Source organism: Acerihabitans arboris (assembly GCF_010131535.1).
In the GTDB taxonomy this organism is placed as follows: Bacteria; Pseudomonadota; Gammaproteobacteria; order Enterobacterales; family Enterobacteriaceae; genus Acerihabitans; species Acerihabitans arboris.
The window spans coordinates 175,647-196,070 of record NZ_WUBS01000009.1 but is presented as its reverse complement, the minus strand read 5'-3'; the positions used below and the strand labels follow the sequence as shown (position 1 = coordinate 196,070).

18 protein-coding genes are annotated in these 20,424 nt (G+C 59.3%); 7 read left to right on the top strand and 11 right to left on the bottom strand.

Translation table 11 applies throughout. From position 1 onward, the window contains the following. Window positions 1–76: 76 nt before the first annotated feature. The 3 genes from GRH90_RS14135 to GRH90_RS14125 all read right to left on the bottom strand — a co-directional run bounded on the left by GRH90_RS14135 (window position 77) and on the right by GRH90_RS14125 (window position 2,971). Window positions 77–877 (bottom strand): carbohydrate ABC transporter permease, encoded by an 801-nt coding sequence (locus GRH90_RS14135; RefSeq protein ID WP_162366595.1) that lies wholly within the window; start codon window positions 875–877, stop codon window positions 77–79. A gap of 19 nt (window positions 878–896) precedes the next feature. Beyond that, on the bottom strand, window positions 897–2,021 hold the full coding sequence (locus GRH90_RS14130; protein ID WP_162366594.1) for an ABC transporter ATP-binding protein: 1,125 nt from the start codon (window positions 2,019–2,021) through the stop codon (window positions 897–899). 149 nt (window positions 2,022–2,170) lie between these two features. Next, window positions 2,171–2,971, bottom strand: coding sequence for an SDR family NAD(P)-dependent oxidoreductase (locus GRH90_RS14125; RefSeq protein ID WP_162366593.1), 801 nt, complete (start codon window positions 2,969–2,971; stop codon window positions 2,171–2,173). A 156-nt stretch (window positions 2,972–3,127) separates the two neighbouring features. On the opposite strand from GRH90_RS14125, the gene GRH90_RS14120 reads away from it, so the two are divergent. Genes GRH90_RS14120 through GRH90_RS14110 form a run of 3 tightly spaced genes read left to right on the top strand, consistent with a single transcriptional unit; the run spans window position 3,128 to window position 6,382 of the window. Continuing rightward, entirely contained in the window at window positions 3,128–3,979 is an 852-nt protein-coding gene (locus tag GRH90_RS14120) for a DeoR/GlpR family DNA-binding transcription regulator (RefSeq protein ID WP_162366592.1), read from the top strand. 49 nt (window positions 3,980–4,028) lie between these two features. Beyond that, on the top strand, window positions 4,029–4,829 hold the full coding sequence (locus GRH90_RS14115) for a BtpA/SgcQ family protein (RefSeq protein WP_162366591.1): 801 nt from the start codon (window positions 4,029–4,031) through the stop codon (window positions 4,827–4,829). Window positions 4,830–4,867: 38 nt separating this feature from the next. Then, complete coding sequence (locus tag GRH90_RS14110; protein WP_162366590.1) at window positions 4,868–6,382, top strand: FGGY-family carbohydrate kinase; 1,515 nt, start codon at window positions 4,868–4,870, stop codon at window positions 6,380–6,382. Window positions 6,383–6,500: 118 nt separating this feature from the next. Here the strand turns inward: GRH90_RS14110 and GRH90_RS14105 are convergent, their stop codons facing one another. From GRH90_RS14105 to dalD, 5 genes are all read right to left on the bottom strand, one after another. Then, complete coding sequence (locus GRH90_RS14105) at window positions 6,501–7,439, bottom strand: ABC transporter permease (protein ID WP_162366652.1); 939 nt, start codon at window positions 7,437–7,439, stop codon at window positions 6,501–6,503. A 55-nt stretch (window positions 7,440–7,494) separates the two neighbouring features. Beyond that, on the bottom strand, window positions 7,495–8,994 hold the full coding sequence (locus tag GRH90_RS14100) for a sugar ABC transporter ATP-binding protein (protein WP_162366589.1): 1,500 nt from the start codon (window positions 8,992–8,994) through the stop codon (window positions 7,495–7,497). A gap of 46 nt (window positions 8,995–9,040) precedes the next feature. Further along, a complete protein-coding gene (locus GRH90_RS14095; RefSeq protein ID WP_162366588.1) occupies window positions 9,041–10,000 on the bottom strand; it encodes a substrate-binding domain-containing protein in 960 nt (319 codons plus the stop codon). 115 nt (window positions 10,001–10,115) lie between these two features. Next, window positions 10,116–11,585 (bottom strand): xylulokinase, encoded by a 1,470-nt coding sequence (xylB, locus tag GRH90_RS14090; RefSeq protein ID WP_162366587.1) that lies wholly within the window; start codon window positions 11,583–11,585, stop codon window positions 10,116–10,118. A 31-nt stretch (window positions 11,586–11,616) separates the two neighbouring features. Further along, on the bottom strand, window positions 11,617–13,017 hold the full coding sequence (gene dalD / locus GRH90_RS14085) for a D-arabinitol 4-dehydrogenase (protein ID WP_162366586.1): 1,401 nt from the start codon (window positions 13,015–13,017) through the stop codon (window positions 11,617–11,619). A 186-nt stretch (window positions 13,018–13,203) separates the two neighbouring features. Between dalD and GRH90_RS14080 the strand changes: the two genes are divergently transcribed. Continuing rightward, entirely contained in the window at window positions 13,204–14,163 is a 960-nt protein-coding gene (locus tag GRH90_RS14080) for a sugar-binding transcriptional regulator (RefSeq protein WP_162366585.1), read from the top strand. Here the strand turns inward: GRH90_RS14080 and GRH90_RS14075 are convergent. Beyond that, window positions 14,133–15,464, bottom strand: a complete 1,332-nt coding sequence (locus tag GRH90_RS14075) for a hypothetical protein (RefSeq protein WP_162366584.1) — start codon at window positions 15,462–15,464, stop codon at window positions 14,133–14,135. The genes GRH90_RS14080 and GRH90_RS14075 overlap by 31 nt on opposite strands. A 136-nt stretch (window positions 15,465–15,600) precedes the next feature. Here GRH90_RS14075 and GRH90_RS14070 point away from each other — a divergent pair, with 136 nt between their 5' ends. Beyond that, complete coding sequence (locus GRH90_RS14070) at window positions 15,601–16,116, top strand: aminotransferase class I/II-fold pyridoxal phosphate-dependent enzyme (protein ID WP_162366583.1); 516 nt, start codon at window positions 15,601–15,603, stop codon at window positions 16,114–16,116. Here GRH90_RS14070 and GRH90_RS14065 read toward each other — a convergent pair. Then, the gene (locus GRH90_RS14065) at window positions 16,082–16,291 is read right to left on the bottom strand and encodes a hypothetical protein (protein ID WP_162366582.1); all 210 of its coding nucleotides are present in this window, start codon (window positions 16,289–16,291) and stop codon (window positions 16,082–16,084) included. The genes GRH90_RS14070 and GRH90_RS14065 overlap by 35 nt on opposite strands. A 352-nt stretch (window positions 16,292–16,643) precedes the next feature. On the opposite strand from GRH90_RS14065, the gene GRH90_RS14060 reads away from it, so the two are divergent. Both GRH90_RS14060 and GRH90_RS14055 read left to right on the top strand, forming a co-directional pair. Next, on the top strand, window positions 16,644–18,014 hold the full coding sequence (locus tag GRH90_RS14060; RefSeq protein ID WP_162366581.1) for a pyridoxal-phosphate dependent enzyme: 1,371 nt from the start codon (window positions 16,644–16,646) through the stop codon (window positions 18,012–18,014). Window positions 18,015–18,027: 13 nt separating this feature from the next. Then, entirely contained in the window at window positions 18,028–19,179 is a 1,152-nt protein-coding gene (locus GRH90_RS14055; protein ID WP_162366580.1) for a trans-sulfuration enzyme family protein, read from the top strand. Between the two features lie 130 nt (window positions 19,180–19,309). On the opposite strand, the gene GRH90_RS14050 is transcribed toward GRH90_RS14055, so the two are convergent. Then, window positions 19,310–20,347: an isopenicillin N synthase family dioxygenase gene (locus GRH90_RS14050; RefSeq protein WP_162366579.1), complete on the bottom strand. Its 1,038-nt coding sequence runs from the start codon at window positions 20,345–20,347 to the stop codon at window positions 19,310–19,312. Between the last annotated feature and the right edge of the window lie 77 nt (window positions 20,348–20,424).

Sequence of the window (20,424 nt, the reverse complement as noted above, 5' to 3'; positions counted from 1 at the left end):
CTGTTTCGTCGGATTGACGGATTTTCTCTGGTGAAAAAAACAATGGGTCGTGCTGTTTAACTATTCAACGCTCATATTATTTAACGCTGCCGAACGTCAGGCCTTTAACGATAAAACGCTGGATAAAATGCGACGCGATAATCAGCGGCAAAATGGCCAGCACTACGCCCGCCGACACTTTACCAATCTGGACGCCGTTGGACGTTTGCAGCGCGGCCAGCGCCACCGGGATAGTCGAGGTTTGCGGCCCGCTCAGCACCAGGGCGAAGAGAAACTCGTTCCATGAAAGAATAAATCCCAACACCGCGGCGGCGGCCAGGCCCGGCAGTGAAACCGGCAGCACCACATGGCGGAAGGCGCCCCAGGCGGTGGCGCCATCGGTCATGGCCGCCCATTCCAGGTCGACCGGTATGCCCTCGAAAAAACCCATCAGGATCCAGGTCAGGAACGGCAGGTTCAACGCGGCGTATACCAACGTCAATCCGACCAGCGAGTTGGTCAGCCCGAGCGTGCGCAACAGGGCAAAGGCCGGCAGCACCAGCGCCACCGCCGGCAGCATTTGGGTCGCCAGCATAACAAACCGCGCCGCCCGTCCGCCGGTCCTGAAGCGGGCAAACGCATAACCGGTGGCGGCGGCAAACGGCATCGCCAGGATCACCGAACACATAGAGACAATCAGGCTATTGCGGTAATGAACCAGAAAATGGTTTTTCTCCAGCAGTCCCCGGTAGTTTTCCCATGACCAGCCTGGAAACAGATCGGTGCTGTAGGCCATCGACTCGGGCACCAGGCTGGTGCGCAGCGCCCACAGCGGCGGCAATATCACCAACAGGCAGGAAAAAATCAGTCCAAGATGCAGTGCAATTTTGCGTAACATACCATGCCCTCGGTGTGGCCTAGCTGGCGAGTGGAGGCGAGGCCCGGCGCGGCAGGACATCCCCGGTCAGGCTATCAAACAGATGCAGCGGGTCGGGGTCCATATAGAGGGTAATGGTACTCCCTGTCGACGGCAGGGTATGCCGGTCCAGTCGCACCACGAACCGGATATCGGCAATGGTGCCGATGACGATGTTCTCCGCCCCCAGGGCTTCCACGGCCGTCACCTTGAACATGACCGGCTGCCAGTTGGCGTTAAGCTGCCGCGCATGGAAATCTTCCGGCCGGATGCCCAGGGTCACCGGCTGCCCGTCATAGCGCCGGTAATCCACCTGCGCGTAATCCGCTACCCGCAGGCGGCAGGTGTCGTTCAGCTCAAGCGAGACCCCGTTGGCCCACACGCGCGCCACGCAGGGGATCAGGTTGATGGGCGGCGAGGATAGAAAGCGCGCCACGAAGGTATTGGCCGGATTGGCGTAGACCTCCAGCGGCGTGCCGCTTTGCACCAGGTATCCGTCGCGCATGATGCAGATGCGATCGCCCATGGTCATCGCCTCGATCTGGTCATGGGTCACATACACCATCGTTTTGCCCAGCCTGCGGTGCAGTTTTATCAGTTCGGTGCGCATTTCGGCGCGCAGTTGCGCATCCAGGTTGGATAAGGGCTCATCCAGCAAAAACGCCTGCGGTTCACGGACGATGGCGCGCCCAAGCGCCACCCGCTGCCGCTGGCCGCCGGACAGGGCGCCCGGCTTGCGGTGCAGGAGCTGGTCCAGTCCCAGCATGGCGGCGGTTTCGGCGACCTTTTGCCGGATAACGCCGGTTGCGGTACCGCGCATTTTCAGGCCGAAACCCATGTTTTCCGCCACCGTCATATGGGGGTAAAGCGCATAGCTTTGAAATACCACCGCAATGTTGCGATCGCGGGGCGCCACGTGGTTTACATTTTGGCCGTTGATGCGCAGTTCCCCGGAGGTAATGCTTTCCAGGCCGGCAATCATGCGCAGGGTCGTGGATTTACCGCAGCCGGAGGGACCGAGAAAGATCACAAACTCACCATCGCGGATCTTCAGGTCGACGTCACGTACGCTGTATTGGTTGTTTTGATAGATCTTGGAAACCTGCCGCAGTTCGATAGAAGCCATGGTATTTCTCCTCTCCGACGCTAACGCAAAACCGGCCACATCAGGGCAAACGGTTGCTTTTGCCGGTGACTGACGCTGGCCGGCTGCCTCCCGGGTCCCGAAGGTGTGTTGTTCGCATTTTATTATAATGTTTCTTTTTGTTGTATTTATCAGCCGGTATAAACGCCACCGGTCACATTGATTCCCTGGCCGGTCATGAAGCGTGCGGCGTCCGAGCACAAAAACGCCACCACGTCGGCGACATCACCGGGGGTTTCCAGACGCCCCAACGGCGTCTGCGCGATATAGTCCCCGATGACCCGTTCCGGCTCGACGGATCGCAGCTCCGCTTCCCATTCCACCTCCCGCGACTGCATCCCGGTCTTGACAAATCCGGGACACACGGCGTTAACCCGAATGCCATGTGCCGCCAGTTCACGGGCCAGCGCCTGGGTCCAGCCCAGCACCGCAAATTTGCTGGCGGAGTAGTGCGCCAGCAGCGGCGCGCCGACTTTCGCCGCCAGGGAAGCGGTATTGACTATCACCCCCCGGCCCTGGCCGACAAACTGGCGGGCGGCGATCTGATTGGTCAGGAATACCCCGCGCGCATTGACGTCAAAATTAAAATCCCACTCTTCATCGGTGAGTTTTAACGCATGCTGCATAGTAGAAACCCCGGCGTTGGCCGCTAAAATCTGAAAACTGCCAAAAACCTCGTTTACGCGGGCGAACCCGGCGGTCACCGACGCGCGGGAGCATACGTCAAGATGAAAACCAAACGTCTCGCCGCCCAATTCCTCCGCGGTGCGTTTCGCCTTTACCTCATCGATATCACCAATGGCGACGCGCACCCGCTGCGCGGTAAGCGCGCGGGCGATGGCCCGGCCGATGCCGGTGGCGCCGCCCGTGACTATAGCGGCCTTGCCGGCCAGATCGTGATACTGATAGGGACTGGCGATATCATGGCTCATGTTGCTGCTCCTCTAAATTATCTACTATTATCTACAACAAAATATCTAACAAATCAAAACATAAATATGTTTGATAAAAAAATAATTCTCCGTATTATGTGAAAATATTGTTTGATTAGAGGCAAACACGAACATTAAGATGCAATGGATGTCAGCATGAACACGAATAAAGAACAGCTTGCGGCCTATGACGCTAAACCGGAACGCCCCAGGCTTCTGGCGCAAGACCGTCATTTACATATCATCGAGGCCCTGGTGCAGCAGGGATCCGTTTCGGTTACCGCCATCGCCGCCGAACTGGACGTTTCCGATATGACCATTAGGCGCGATCTCCTTGAGCTGGAGTCGGAAGGAAAACTGGTGCGGATCCACGGAGGGGCGGTGCTGCCTGATAACGATGCGCCGGTGGCGATGGATCGCGAAGAACCCAGTTTCGACGCCCGCCTGATAAAACATTGCGAGGCAAAAGCCCGCATTGCGGCGGTGGCGGCGGACATCGCCTGCGGTTACCGGACCGTGGCGCTGGATGTCGGCACCACCACCTATTTGGTGGCGGAAAAACTGCTGGAGCGCCAGCGGATGAAAATTTTCACCAACAGCGTGCGCATTGCCCATCGCATGAGCAGCGGGGCGCCGGACATTTATCTCGCGGGCGGGCATATGCGCGGCGATGAGATGGCCATGGGCGGCCCTGCCGCCATCGCCCAGTTTGAACAGCTATGGTTTGATGTCGCCTTTATCGGGGTTTCCGGCATTACCGCCGGCGGCATTTACGACTACTCCTTTGAGGATGTGGACCTGAAACGGCTTTACCTGAATCGATCGGGTTATACCGTGGTGCTGTGCGATTCATCTAAATTCCAACGTATGTCGCTGGTGAATATCGCCCCGCTGGAGGGGGTGGACATGCTGATTACCGAGAGCTCGCCGCCACCGGCAATTGCCCTGGCGCTCGAGGCGGCCAGGATTAAGGTGGTCATCGCTCCGCCTTTATCCGCAGGCTGCTGATACGTGGACCGGGAATACCGGTTGCCGATAACTTCGTCTGGAGTGTCCTATGATTTTTGATTTTTTTGGTAATAAGGCCAAAGCGGTTATTGCCATGGCGCATATTGGCGCGCTGCCGGGGTCCCCGCTCTACGATGCGGACGGCGGCATTGATAAGCTGATCGCCGACGTGCTGGCCGATGTGGAGAAACTACAGGCGGGTGGCGTGGACGCCATTATGTTCGGCAATGAAAACGACCGGCCTTATGTGTTTAACGCGGCATTGGAAGGCGTCGCCGCCATGTCTGCGGTGGTGCAGGCCCTCAAGCCCGCGCTGAAGGTGCCCTTCGGCGTGAATTACCTGTGGGATCCGCAAGCCAGCGTCGCTATCGGCGCCGTCACCGGCGCCAGCTTCGTCCGGGAAATTTTTACCGGCGTGTTCGCCTCCGACATGGGTATTTGGCAGCCCGACTGCGCCACCGCGTCCCGGCTACGCCATAACCTGGGCCGGGACGATATGAAGCTGCTGTTTAATATCAACGCCGAATTCGCCCATTCCCTGGACAGCCGCCCGATTGAGCTGCGCGCGCGCAGCGCGGTGTTTTCCTCCCTGGCCGACGCCATCCTGGTCTCCGGCCAGATAACCGGCGAGGCGGCGGATAAATCCCATCTGCGTAAAGTCTGCGAAGCGGTTGCCGACGTGCCCGTATTCGCCAATACCGGCACCACCATCGATAACGTGCGCGACGTGTTAAGCATGGCCAGCGGCGTGGTTATCGGCACGCATTTCAAGGTGGACGGCTATACCTGGAACGCGGTGGACGGCGATCGGGTCAAGCGTTTTATGGATGTGGTGGAAAGCCTGCGTTAATCAACTGACATCGCGACGGCGGTCCGACAGGAGGGCGCATGAACTGCTTGCTGGGTATTGATATTGGCACCACATCCACCATCGGCATGCTGATCCGGCCCCCGGATCAGGTAGTGGGCCTGGTTTCCCGTCCGGTGCGGCTCTCCTCGCCGCAGCCCGGATGGACCGAGGAAGATCCCGAACAATGGTGGCATAACGTCGGCGAAATTTGCCGCGAGCTGCTGGCGGCGAGCGGCGTAACCAACACCGATATCGCCGGCATCGGCATCACCGGCATGCTACCGGCCGTGGTGCTGCTGGATGAAGAAGATCGGCTGCTGCGCCCCAGCATCCAGCAAAGCGACGGCCGCTGCGGCCGGGAAGTGGCCGAACTGCGCGCCGAACAGGACGAGCAGGCGTTTATCCGGCGCAGCGGCAACGGCATCAACCAGCAATTGGTCGCCGCCAAGATCCGCTGGATCGAACGCCATGAACCCGCTATCTATCAACGGATCGCCACGGTATTCGGCTCCTATGACTTCATCAACTGGCGCCTGACCGGCGAAAAGGCCATCGAGCAGAACTGGGCGCTGGAGGCGGGTTTTGTCAATATTGCCACCCATCGGCTTGATGACGAACAGATTGCCCTGGCGCATCTGCCAAGATTTTCGGTGCCGCGCCTGGTACGCTCCCATGGCATCCTGGGCGGGGTATCGCCGGCGGCGGCGCGTCTGACCGGCCTGGCGGCGGGCACGCCGGTTATCGGCGGCGCGGCGGATTTTATTGCCTCCGCGCTGGGCGCCGGGGTCACCCGGGAGGGCGACGTGTTGCTGAAATTCGGCGGGTCGGTGGATATACTAACCGCCACCGCCACGGTCAACCCGGATGCGCGCCTTTTTCTTGATTACCATCTGGTGCCGGGTATGTATATGCCGAACGGCTGTATGTCCACCGGCGGCTCGGGACTTAACTGGTTTGTGGAAAATTTTGCCGGCCAGCACCGGGCGGCGGCGGCGCAGGCCGGCCTTTCACTGCATCAATATCTCGATAGCCTGGCGCAGCGGAAACCGCCTGGGGCCGGGGGCGTGATATGCCTGCCCTATTTCCTGGGCGAAAAAACGCCGCTGCACGATCCGGCGGCGCGCGGCGTGTTGTTCGGCCTGACGCTGTCCCACGACGCGGGCCATATCTGGCGCGCATTATTGGAAGCCTACGCCTTTGCCATCAGGCACCATATCGACACGCTGCACGATATCGGATATCCCACCCGCCGTTATATCGTCTCCGACGGCGGCTCCGGCAGCCGGCTGTGGATGCAGATTGTCGCCGACGTGCTCGGCGAGCCGCTGCAGCGCCTGGAGGGACATCCCGGTTCTTGCCTGGGCGCCGCCTGGACCGCCGCCATCGGCGTGGGTTTAAGCGACGACTGGAACGGCGCCAGCCGGTTTGTGCGTTTCGGCGAGGTTATCCGGCCCGATGCGGCGACACGGGATTTTTACCATCAACAATATCCGCGTTTTCGCGAACTTTACCGCCGGTGCCGTCCATTGACCGACGCTGCGCGGACGCGCTGACTTCAGGCGAACGCGGACGCGCGCAGGTGCGTCGCGTACGCCCGTATCAAGCGCTGATTTGCCCGCCCGCACCACCTGGCCGCGGTTTAGCCGTTTGTCCCGCCGCCTTGACGTGGTGTTATGCCCGCGCCCGCGATTTAAAGCTTTCCAGCATCACGGCGATGATAATGATCGCGCCTTTGACCACCTGCTGGTTATAGCCGGAGATATTCATCAGGTTCATCAGGTTGGAGATGATGCTGAGGATCAGCACGCCGATAATGGTATTGACCACCGTGCCGCGTCCGCCCGCCAGGCTGGCGCCGCCCACCACCACCGCCGCGATCACATCCAGCTCGAAGCCGATGGACATCACCGGCGAACCCACGCCGGTACGGGTGGAGGCCAGCACGCCCGCCAGGCCGCAGGCCAGGCCGCTTAAGGCATAGACGGCAAATTTGTACCAGTCGACCCGCACACCGGCAAAACGGGTGGCCGTCTCGTTGGAACCAATGGAAATCACCAGCCGGCCGAACACCGTATACTGATAGACAAAATGCGCAATGATGGCAAAAGCGATAAAGACATATACCGGCAGCGGCAGTCCCAATAAATAGCCGGTGCCGAAATTCACATAGGACACATCGTCGATAAATATCGGCTGCCCCTTGGCGGCAATCAGCGCCAGGCCGCGCGCAATGGTCATCATGGCCAGCGTGGCGATAAACGGGGCAATATTAAAAAAGGTCACCAGGCACCCGGCGGCGGCCCCCACCAGCGTGGCGATGCCCGCGCCCGCCACGATAGCCGGCATCACGCCGATTTCCGGGATCAGCAGCGCCACCGCCACCGAAACCAGGGCCATAATCGACCCCACGGATAAATCAATGCCGCCGGTCAGGATAACAAACAGCATCCCTATCGCCGCAAGACCCAGCGGCACGCTTTGCCTGAGCACATTGGTAATATTTTCCGGGCTGTAAAAGCGATCGGATAAAAAATTGGCCACAATCAACATCACGAAAAATACCAGTAACGTTGAGTTATTGGAGAAAAATTTCAGTACTTTGGCCCGCATGGCAAAGCCCGTCGTTTTAGTGGGATTGTTTACCGTTTCCATAATTTTTCCTCATCTACACTAAAGCACGTTTAGGTATGGCGAATCTCATGATGTTTTCCTCGGTAATCTGATCGCCCTGCAATTCTTTGGTTATCGATCCTTCGCTCATCACATACACCCGATGGGAGAGGGAGATAACCTCGATCATTTCCGACGAGATAACGATAATGGCGTAGCCTTTTTGGGCCAGTTCATGAATGACGTTGTAAATCTCCACCTTGGCGCCGACGTCGACGCCGCGGGTGGGCTCATCCAGGATCAGCAGATCGCACTCCGTGGCCAGCCATTTGGCGATAACCACCTTTTGCTGATTGCCCCCGCTCAGGCTGGAAATCGGGTCTTCAATGGACCCCAATTTAATCGCCAGCCGTTGTCTTGACTGTTCGCTGAACGTCCGCTCACTGCGATAATTAATAATGCCAAACCTATGACAAACGCGTTTCAGACTGGATAAGGTCATATTCTCCCGAATCGGGCGGGTTAAAATCGCGCCCTGCTCTTTCCTGCTTTCCGGCACCAGGCCTATGCCCTGGCGCATGGCGTCGGCCGGGTGGCGAATGCTGATTTCCCTGCCGTTTTTAACCACCCGGCCCGCGGTCATGCGGTCCAGGCCAAACAGACAGCGGGATATTTCCGTACGGCCGGAGCCGACCAATCCCGCCAGGCCGACGATTTCCCCTTTTTTCGCGGTCAGGCTGATATCCTTCAACAGCGATTTGGTGGACATGCCGTACACTTCAAGCACCGTCTCGTCCTGCGGGATATTTTTGGCCGGATACAGGTTTTCAAATTTACGCCCCACCATGCTGGAGATAATGTCGTCCTCCGTGCAGGTCTTGGGGTCCAGATCGGTCACCGTCTCGCCATCCTTGATGACCGTAATGGCGTCGGCGATGGCAAATATTTCATCCAGGCGATGTGAGATATAAAGGATGGTAACGCCCTGGCCTTTTAGTAATTTCAGCTGGCTGAATAAAATATCGATTTCCCGGTTCGACAATACCGCCGAGGGTTCGTCCAGGATCAATATCTTGACGTCCCGGGCCAGGGATTTGGCAATTTCCACCATCTGCTGGTAGGCCACGCTCAGCGTGCCCAGGCGCGCGGTGGGTGGAATATGGAATCCCAGGTTGGATAATACCCGGCCGGCTTTCTGGTTCATTTTTTTCCAGTTGACCAGTTGACCGCCAAAACCCAGGTCGCCGAGGAAAATATTCTCCGCCACGGTGAGATCCGGCGCCAGCGCCAGCTCTTGGTAAATAATACCGATATTATTTTCACGGCTCTGTTTTGGCGTGGTGAAATGGACCTCTTTACCGTTGATATGGATAGTGCCGCTATCCTTGATATAAATGCCCGACAGTATTTTCATCAAGGTCGATTTGCCCGCGCCGTTTTCACCGACGATGGCATGGATGCTTCCCTTCCTCACCTTTAAATCAATACTCTTTAGCGCATGGACTCCGCCAAAGCTTTTTTTTACCTTTTCGATAACGACTGCATACTGGTCCATGAACATACCTCATATCAGCCCCCCTTGCGGCAAGGGGGGGAAGACGTTAGAAAAGCGATTTAGCATCGTAGACTTGTTTCACGTTATCTTTGGTGATGAGGACGGTCGGGGTGTAAACATAGTCCGGGAAGTCTTTGTTGCCGGCCTGGTATTTGGCGATAACATCCAGCACGGTATTGGTCAGCGTATTGGGGTTATTGGCCGCCGTCGCCTGCAGGTCGCCGCGTTCGATGGCTTCCAGCCCTTTCTTGTAACCATCATGGGCAAACACTTTCACGTCCTGGAGTTTATTGGCGCCTTTTAGCGACAGAATGGCACCGAGCGCCATATCGTCCATTTCGCTGTAGACGCAGTTGATCTTATTGCCCTGGGCGACAATGATATCCTCCATGGCCTTTAGTCCGCCCTGCTGATCCCAGTTGCCCCAGCCCTGGCTGACGATGGTCAGGTTGGTTTGGTTATATTTACGCAATTGGGCTTCCATGACGCCGCGAATAAAATTGGTGCGACGCGCCTCGCCCACCAGGTTGCCCTGGTTGCCGCTGATAATGACGCAGTTCATCGGCTTATTGCCAAACTGATCCACCGCGAATTCGCCGATGGCGATATTATTCTTGGCGTTATTGGCCTGTACTCGGGTAATGACCGGCGCATCCAGTGAAATATCACTGTCGAGAATCACGGTGGGGATGTTGGCGCGTTTGGCGATTTGCGTGATACGCATGCCGGCTTCGGGATCCTGCGGATTAAGCACCAGATAATTAATACCTTGCGAAATCATATCTTCAACGTCGGAAATCTGTTTATTCAAATCGCCGCGCGCATCGGTGGTAATCAATTCATAACCGCGTTCCTTGGCATGGATTTTCATATACTCGGTCAGGCCGTTGAAAAAGGCACCATTGAGGGTTCGGTTGGCAAAACCGACTTTGATCTTATCTTCGGCATGGGCCGATACCGCCACCGTGGCAACGGCCAGCAAAAGACCCGCTAATACTTTTTTCATCGATGTCCTTCCTTCTGTTTGATTACGTTAGGGTAAAGGTAACGTCTTTTTTATTCTGTTCAGCAACTGTGGATGGGCGGTACGCCAAACGCGGCAGCGCGTTTGGCGTACCGGATTAAAGCGCCGGTTTCCTGGCCTCTACCTGCTGGCGATAGAACAACCGGAAGAGGGCCAAACGCTGTTGTAATTGCTGCGCGCGATCGGCGCCGGCGGTAAAACGGGTATGGATCGCCGGTTTGCGGCAAACTTCGTCCTCCCTGCCGCCCACCGCCAGCCAGCCCAGCCGCGCCGCGCCCAGGGCACCGCCGGCCGCGCCGTCCCGGTGGGTCACCACCGGAATATCGACCACGTCGGCTATCAGCTGCGCCCACCAGGGGCTGCGGGCGCCACCGCCAATCAGCGAAAATTGCTCAATATGGCTACCGGCCTGTTTCATCACCTCCAGGCCGTCGTCTAGACCGAACGCCACGCCTTCCAGCACCGCGTAGCCGAGCGCGGCGCGCTCCGTGGAATGGGTCAGGCCATGAAACGATCCGCTGGCCACCGGATCGTTATGCGGCGTGCGCTCGCCGGACAGGTAAGGCAGGAAAATCGGCGCGCGCCGCTGTTCCTCAAGGCTCAGCGCGGCCACCTCCGCCAACAGGGTGGGTTCGTCGGTATGCAGGATCTGGCATAACCATCTCAGGGCGCTGGCCGCGGTGAGCATCACGCTCATCTGGTGCCAGCGGCCCGGCAGGGCGTGGCAAAACGCATGCACCGCCGACTGCGGGTTGGGGCGGAATTTCTCGTTCACGGCAAAAATCACCCCGGACGTTCCCAGGGAGATAAAGGCGTCGCCGGTGTTCACCGCGCCGATGCCCACGGCGCTGGCCGCATTGTCGCCGCCGCCGCCGGCGATAACCACGGATGACGACAATCCCCATTCACGGGCAACATCCGCCTTCAGGGCGGCTGACGGCGCGGAGCCTTCCACCAGCCCGGGCATATGATCGCGGGTCAGCCCGCAGGCGCCGAGCAAGGAATCCGACCAGTCGCGCTTCGCCACGTCCAGCCATAGCGTGCCCGCCGCGTCGGACATATCCGAGACCTTTTCGCCGCTCATCATCAGACGCAGGTAATCTTTCGGTAACAATACGGTCTTGACGCAGGCAAAGATCGCCGGCTCGTGTTTCGCCACCCATAACAGCTTGGGCGCGGTAAAGCCCGGCATCGCCAGGTTGCCCGCGACCTGATGCAGCTCCGGCGCCAGTTGTGTCAGCAGTTCGCACTCGTCCGCGCTGCGGGTGTCGTTCCAGAGAATGGCCGGCCTGAGCACGTTATCCTGGGCGTCGAGCAATACCGCGCCGTGCATTTGGCCGGACAGGCCAATAGCGCGGATCCCCGCCCATAAATCCGCGTGCCTGGCGCGCAGGCGACCGACTGCCCGGTTAGTAGCCGTCCACCATTGGCCGGGATCCTGTTCGGACCATTGCGGATGTGGGCGCTGCACCGTCAGCGGCTCGCCCTCACTGGCCACAAGCCGTCCCGCATCGTCAATAATGACGACTTTGATTTCCGAGGTGCCTAAATCAAGACCGAGATACATATTCGCTCCCCTTCGTTATTGGGTGGTGGAATTACTGTGCGGTGACCCGCGGGGCCTTGGCCAGGACCCAGGCGTCCAGCCGGGTGATGGTCTCGCGCAATAATTTTTCAAAATCCTTGTCGCTGGCCAGCGGTCCGAACAGTTTGGCGTCACGGGCATAAAGCGCGACGGGATCGGCCGATTTGAACATGGCATGCGTGGCCGCCGCGTCCAAAATGCCGTCCTGGTAGTCGTAAGGCAGTTCGCCGTCATGCCAGCGGCGCATAAAGATAAAGAACAGCGCCGGCAGTACGGCGGTGGCCTTGGGCTGCTGGCCCCGGCGATAACACTCAATCAGGGTCGGGGTAATCATGCCGGGGATTTTGGAGAACCCGTCGGCGGCAACCCGTTGATTGGTATCGCGGATATAGGGATTGCTAAAGCGGTCCAGCACCACATCGCGATATTGGGCCAGATCGAGCGGACTTGGCATCAGCGAGGGAATGACATCCTGCGTCACATAGTCGTGGGCCATGCGGCGAATATCGTCGGTGCCGGTGCTTTCATGAATATAAGACTGGCCGATAAGCGTGCCCGCCCAGGCGATGCAGCTGTGGCTGGCGTTGAGGATGCGGATTTTCGCCTCTTCATAAGGCACCACGGACCCGACCATCTCGACGCCGACGTTTTCCAGCGCAGGGCGGCCGGCAATAAAGTTATCTTCCACTACCCATTGGATAAAGGACTCGCCCATCACCGGCGCGCGATCGTCCATGCCCAGTTTTTCCTTGACGCGTCCGGCGATATCGGCGGCGGGGCGCGGCGTGATACGATCGACCATGGTGTTCGGCGTGGTGGTGTTGGTTTTGAACCAGGCCAGCAGATCGCGCTCGCCGCGCAGGGTCAGGAATTCGGTCAGCCCGTCGCGGAACCGTTCGCCGTTGTGGCGCACGTTGTCGCAGCTGAGTAGGGTAACGCCGCCGGTATCCTGGCTGCGGCGGGTTTGCAGGATGCGCGCGATGGTGCCGTATATGGTACGCGCGCCGCCCTTCAGGTCGGCCTGCAGATCCGCATTAGACTGATCCAGCCTAAAATGGGTATCAAGGTAATAACCGCCTTCGGTCACGGTAAAGGAGATAACGCGGGTTTCCTCATCCGCGCCCTGCCCGACCAGCGCGGAAAGCGGCTCGTCCCAGGGGATGATTTTGCGGATGGAGGTGATTTTTTCATAGCTGCGCTCCCCGGCGGGCGTCACGGTTTCCAGTGCATATTCCCCTTTTTGAGCCGCCAGGATATCCAGCAGTTGATTGGCGTCGTCGCGGATATTACCGAGGGCAATCGACCAACGCCTGTCGCCCTGTACCAACAAACGGTGCAGATACCAGGCCTGGTGCGCGCGATGAAATGAGCCTGCGCCGATATGCATCCAGGTAAAGTGTTTTGAAGTGGTCATAATGTATATTACCTCGCGAAAGGGAGATGAGCATAAGCTCACAAAATGAGTAATTGCCTAGATAGAGAGATTAATCGAATAATAGCCCACCTAATGAGCTTTAGCTCACATTTCGCAAATGATCGATTTACGCCCTCGTTAAATAATGGGTATAGTTCCACCACTGCCAAAAGCTGAGTATGATCAATGGGTAAAATTGACAGGAAACTAGATCAGGCCGCCCGGGCCGCGTGGATGTACTACGTGGCGGGCAAAACGCAGCATGAGATTGCCGATGTGCTGGGGGTATCGCGCCAGGCGGCCCAGCGCCTGGTGGCCCTGGCCTCGGAAAACGGACTGGTGCGGGTAAATATCACCCATCCGGTGGCGGAGTGCACGGCGCTGTCACAGCGGCTGGCCCACCGCTTCGGCCTGTCGGTCTGCCTGGTGGTGCCCTCGGCCGGCATGGATACCGCCAGTATCAACAGCATGATTGCGGTGGCCGGCGCGGAGGTGATGATGCAATTTCTCGATCAGCCGCAGCCCAGGACCATCGCGGTAGGCTCCGGCCGGGCGCTGCGCGCCACCATAAATGAAATGGCGCAAATCGATCGCCCGCAGCACAGCTGCGTGTCGCTTATCGGCGCCATCGCCTCGGACGGCTCCTGTACCCGCTACGACGTGCCGCTGTGGATGGCGGAAAAAACCCAGGGCAAGTATTTTATCCTGCCGGCGCCGCTGTTCGCCGATAACCTGACGGATAAAGAGCTGTGGTGTAACCACCGCATCTATCGCATGGTAACGGATAAGGCGGCGCAGGCGGATGTGACCTTTATCGGCATCGGCCAGATGAACTACCTTTGCCCGCTGCATAAAGACGGTTTTATCACCACCGAAGAGGTCAACCGGCTGGCGCAGGCAGGGGTGGTGGCCGAAATCGTCGGTCACTTTATCGGCGAGAACGGCCAACGGGTGGCAAGCGAGATGGACGATCGCCTGACCAGCGTCTCCATCCATTCACGCCCCGAAAAACCGGTAATCGCCTTTGCCGGCGGCCGGGAAAAGTTCCAGGCCATCAAGGCGGTGCTGAGCGGCGGCTGGATTAACGGGCTGGTGACGGACGAGGACACCGCCGTTCACCTGCTGGCCAGCGACGCCGCGGCATAGTTCAGTCCCTCGGTTAGCAGGAGCGGGGCGAGACGGTTGCCCACGCCGCACACCAGATTGCCAAAGGACAGGTTCCGCCTGGCGGCGTCGGCGGTTCGCCGCGTCCGGGCGAATCCCCTGCTCAGACGTGTATTGAGGTCATTACGGACATCGCGTAGCGCTGAGCCTAGGGGTAGGGTATTTATGGCGATTGCCGTACCGACGATGATGGCACAGGATGCCGCCGCCACCGCTTCCGCGGGCCCCGCCGAGGGTTCTTCCTTTTTCTGCCATGGCAAGTATTTATCAAGTATAGAACCGTTATAACGCGTTTCCATATTGCGCGTTATTTGCGGCCAAAAAGAACCAAAGAACACCGCATCGATAAAGCGCCCTACCCGCGCCCCAAACAGGGTGCCGGACACGGCGCCGTCACCGATCTTGCCAAGGTCTTTTTCGGCCCCGCCCAACCGGAACAAGACCACGCCGCCGATAGCCGTGCCTAAGGCGGCGGCGAATTGTTTAGCCCGGTTGGCCGCTCCCCCCGCCAGCGTATCCACCCTGGCAATAGCGCCGCCGGCCGACTGGCTGATTTTAATGGCTTTCAGATAGGAGTTGCCCCCTATCCCAAACCGGCCAATCAGGGCGCCAGCGTCTCCGGCGACGCCGGCGCCGCTCTCGCTGCCGCCGTTCAGCAATACCTCGGTGCTGGCCAGCAAGGCGCAGGCGGCTTCTTTGGTTTTATCGGATTTATCTTCGGTCATTTTGAACGCGGCCCGCACAAAATAGTGGGATAAGCCTTTGGCACACACACATGCCAGCGCGCCAACGCAAAACCCGACCGCCACGACGATAAGCCAGGGTCCCAATGCCGCCCCGGCCAGTAATGCCACCGACGAAAACAGCGTGGCTACGGCCATGGCCAGCCCCACCGCCTTTACTACCTTGGCCAGGTTTTCCCGCTTCAGTAACGACCCGATACCATAGGGTCGCCTTGTGACTGATCCGGCGGGATTAACCTGTATGACGGCCGCCGTGATAGTATTTTCCGCCGGGGAGGGAAAGGTTGCAGCCTGCTGTTCCGTCCCGGCCATGTCCCGCAGGCCGGCCGGCGCGCGATGCGCAAGACGCCGGCTGGCGAATGGAAAGCCCGGCGCGTCAATATTGCCCGCACACCGTCGCGCGGCGATGTCGCCCTGTACCCGGGGCGTATTACCGATCCGGGCAATCTGCGGCCCCATATTGCCCGGCGTTGCCGCCGCGTTGGATCTATCGGCGTTAAGGTGCTCATGATTGCTATTGGTTATTGCGTTTATGGTCATGGCGGGTCCTCCCCCAGGTTAACGGGCTTAGAATAGCGGCAAGCCACCGGCAATACATTCAAATTTCGATGATTTTAAAATTATTCTCAAAGAACTATGATCGCCGCCGGCCATGGTGGTGGCGCCGATCGGCCCAATGAGCTTATTGCAAACCGAGGGTGCCAGGGAATATGCGGTGGCAACCTATACCCGGTCGAAAACCTTTAACATGGCCGGCTGGCGCTTTGGCTTCGCCGTCGGCAACGCCTCGATCACCAGCGCGTTCAACCGGCTGCATATTCACAGCTACAGCAGCGTATACGGCGCCATACGGGATGCGGCCGAAACGGCGCTGGCGCTGCCCGCGCGGGACATTAACGCCATAAACCTGCTTTATCAGCAGCGGCGGGCCACGCTGGCCTACCATTTGGATCGCATCGGGTGGCGGGCCAGTGCCCACGCCCGGTCGTTTTTTGTCTGGCTGAGGGTACCGGATGGATATGACTCGCAAGGTTTTACCCACCTGCTGCTGGAACAGGCGCAGGTATTGGCGGCGCCGGGAACGGGATTCGGCCCGGCGGGCGAGGGTTATATCAGGATCAGCCTGACCAGTGATGAAGGCCTGCTGAATGAAGCAATCAACCGCATTGGCGCCCTGGAGCTGTTTCAGTAGCCTGCGCCGCATCCCCGGCGGGTTCATGAGGGCCATGCAGCGCCGCAAGGAAAAGCTCTTCCTCTTCTTCATCATCCAGTTCGCCGTACATCATATGTAAAAACTCTACGGCGAATTCCTGATCATCGCCCAGCATCTCGATGATGGCGCGATCGTCATTACGTGGTTTACGCATCTTTATCCCTCGCTATGAATCTATCCGATCCCCGAGATCATAGTTCATAACACGCCCATATTTCAGTACGGCGTCAACTTATGCCTATTTCGTTTAAGCTAGCGCACTTTTTGCTTATAGCGGCGCTATTTCACCGCTGCGGCGGTCCGGTTGCGGGCGCTGAGGCCAGCACCGGCGCGGAGGGGATTTTATTTATCTTTCCTTACCGCTATACGGCCGTACATCCCGACGGCCAAACAGACTAATATATTCCATAAATGCATATGCAGTAGTTATTTGTTCTTTAAAATACGGATTAAATCAGTCCTATTATCCACGGAAATCATCGCCGGCACGTTAAAGGAAATTTCCCATGCCTCTACCCGATTCCGTTCTCGACCTGATAGGCCATACCCCGATGCTGGAACTGAAACACCTCGATAGCGGCGTTTGCCGGCTGTTTCTGAAACTGGAAAACCAAAACCCGGCGGGATCGATTAAAGATCGCGTGGCGCTGTCCATGATCGAACAGGCGGAACGCCAGGGCTCCCTGGCGCCCGGCGGCACCATTATCGAGGCCACGGCGGGCAATACCGGCCTGGGACTGGCGCTGGTGGCCGCGCAAAAAGGCTATCGGTTGATCCTGGTGGTGCCGGATAAAATGAGCCGCGAGAAAATCTTCCATCTGCGGGCGCTGGGGGCGAAAGTGCGGCTAACCCGCTCCGATGTGGGCAAGGGGCATCCCGACTATTACCAGGACTATGCCCGCCGGCTGGCCCAGGAAACACCGGGCGCCCTTTACATTGATCAGTTTAACAATCCTGCCAATCCCCTGGCGCATTACCAGGGCACCGCGCCCGAGCTGTGGCGGCAGATGGAGCGGGATATCGACGCCATCGTGGTCGGCGTCGGGTCCGGCGGCACCCTGGGCGGGCTGCGCCGCTTCTTTAATGAAGTTTCGCCAAAAACCGAGTTTATCCTCGCCGATCCGGCGGGGTCGATCCTGGCGGACGTAGTGGAGCACGGTACCCTGTCCGAGGCCGGAAGCTGGCTGGTGGAAGGCATTGGCGAGGACTTCGTGCCGCCGCTCAGCCAGGTTGAACAGCTGAACCAGGCGTTTCGCGTGACCGACGGCGAAGCGTTTGCCGCCGCCCGTACCCTGCTGCATAAAGAGGGCATACTGGCCGGATCGTCCACCGGCACCCTGCTGACGGCGGCGCTGCGCTACTGCCGCGCACAGCGCACGCCTAAACGGGTGGTGACCTTTGCCTGCGACAGCGGCAACAAATATCTCTCCAAAATGTTTAACGACGATTGGCTACGCCAGCAGGGTTTGCTGGCGCGTCCCGCCACCGGCGATCTACGTGATTTTATCGCCTTTCGCCATGACGAAGGCGCCACCGTGTCCGCCTTGCCGAATGATACCCTGGCCACCGCCCACGCCCGTATGCGCCTGTACGATATTTCCCAACTGCCGGTGCTGGAAAACGGCCGCCTGGTGGGGCTTATAGACGAGTGGGATATCCTGGCGCAGGTGCGGGCCGATGCCCAAAGGTTCGCCCTGGCGGTCGACGCCGCCATGACGCGCGACGTCATTACCCTGCCGAAGGAAGCCGACGAGGCGACGCTGCTGGGCACCTTTGCGCAGGGCCATGTGGCGGTGGTGATGGATGGAGAACATTTCCTGGGATTGATTACCCGCGCCGATGTGCTGAACACCTGGCGCAATCGCATACACTCATAATAAGGATAATATCATGACCCATATTGCCACCCTGGCCGTGCACAGCGGTTATACCCCGGACGCCACCGGCGCGGTGATGCCGCCGATTTACGCCACCTCCACCTTTGCGCAAACCGCGCCGGGCGAACACAGCGGCTACGAATATTCGCGCAGCGGCAATCCTACCCGCCACGCGCTCGAGCAGGCCATCGCCCAGCTCGAGCAAGGCGCGCGGGGATTTGCCTTTGCCTCCGGGCTGGCGGCCTGTTCGACGGTGCTGGAGCTGCTCGATCATGGCAGCCATCTGGTGGCGGTGGACGACGTTTACGGCGGCACCTACCGGCTGCTGGAAAACGTGCGCGCCCGCAGCGCCGGCCTGCGCGTCAGTTGGGTCAAGCCGCAGGATCCGGCGGCACTGGAGCGCGCCATTCAGCCCGACACCAAAATGATTTGGGTGGAAACGCCGACCAATCCGCTGCTTAAGCTGGCCGATTTAGAGGCCATTGCCGGCATCGCCCGCCGCCATAACCTGCTAAGCGTAGCGGACAATACCTTTGCCTCGCCGGTATTGCAACAGCCGCTGACGCTGGGTTTCGATATCGTCGTGCACTCGGCGACCAAATACATTAACGGCCACTCGGACGTGGTGGCCGGACTGGCGGTGGTGGGAGATAATCCCGCGCTGGCGGAGCAATTGGCCTATTTGCAAAACGCCATCGGCGGCGTGCTTGACCCGTTCAGCAGTTTTTTAACCCTGCGCGGCATCCGTACCCTGGCGCTGCGCATCGCCCGCCACAGTGAGAACGCGCAGCGTATTGCCGAATGGCTTGAAGCACAGCCGCAGGTTGAGGCGGTGTATTATCCCGGCCTGCCGGGTCATCCGCAGCACGAGCTGGCGCGGCGCCAGATGCGCGGCGCGGGCGGCATGATTTCCATCCGCCTGCGCGGCGATGACGAGCAGGCGGCCAAGCGCTTTATCCAGCGGCTTACCCTGTTCACCCTGGCGGAAAGCCTGGGCGGCGTTGAAAGCCTGATTAGCCAGCCCTTCACCATGACCCATGCCTCCATTCCGCTGGAGCAGCGCCTGGCCAACGGCATTACGCCGCAGCTGGTGCGGCTATCGGTGGGAATCGAGGACGCGGGCGATCTGATTAACGATCTGGCCCGGGGGCTGGCGGCATTATAGCGATATAGGGGTTTAACCGATGGGCGCGGGGCAGGAAAAACGCCCACGCCCGCCGCTGATGACCCAGCCGGCGAACTTTGGCTTATCGCCGGGACCGGGACCGGGGAGGATCCGCCGCTGCTTTTTGCCATTAGACGTTAATTTCGCTGCTGGCACGCAGGATATCGGGGTAATAACGCTCCGCCACATCGGGATGGGAACGCAGCCGTCCTTTTAAATAATTCCAGCCGACATCGTGCAGCAGCGGGTTACGCGGGTCGCTGGCGGGGCCGCGCGCCTGGTCGGCCAGCGCGGCCGGCAGTTCAAACAGCGGCACCACCGCGTCCAGCCGGGCGCCGAGAAAAAAGGCGATGGACAGCCGGTCTTCGCCCGCCGGCGGCGATACCACCCGATGCACCGTGGCGCACAGGTAACCATTGGTGGCCAGCTCCAGCAGCTCGCCGATATTCACCACAAAGGTACCGGCAACCGGCGCGGCGTCCACCCAACGGTCTTCCTCCACCGCCACCTGCAAGCCTTTTTGCCGATCCTGCAGCAGGAAGCTGAGGAACCCGGAGTCTTTATGGGCGCCGACTCCCTGGTCGCTGCCGGTCTGGTTGCGCCCGGGATAGCGGATAAGCTTGATATGTTCGTTGGGTTTGTCGCCATACAGGGTATCGAACGCGTCCGTGCGCAGGGACAGTGCTTCAGCGAAGGCGCGCAGCAGGCGCAGGGACATATCGGTCATCTCGGCCTGCCAGCGTAATAACGCCGGTTTTAAGTCGGGCAGTCCCTGCGGCCACTGGTTAGGCCCTTGCAATCGGGTCCATGCCGGCGTCTCATCGGTCTGCGCCAGCGGCGCGCGCTCAGCGCCAATATCGAACTGTTCGCGCCAGTCGGGCTGGCCTCGGGTCAGCTCCGACGCGGCGCGGTTGTAGCCGCGAAAATGCGGGGAATTGATCATCGCCACCGCCTGCTTTTGCGCGTCGGGCAGCGCAAAAAACCCGCGCGACAATTGTTGCACCCGGGCAAGCAATTGCTCATCCACGCCATGGCCGGTCAGGTAAAAAAAACCAATATCCCGCGCCGCCAGGCGCAGCTCGGTTAAAAAGGCGGCTCGTTCAGCCGGGCCGTGCTCAAGCCTGGACAGATCGAGCAGAGGTAACGCGGTGGTGACGGTGGTACTCATAGGTTGCTCCGTTGATCATGAAGGATTCCCGGTAGGAGATAACAAGGCGCGCAACGGGTCTGGCAACAACAGTATTC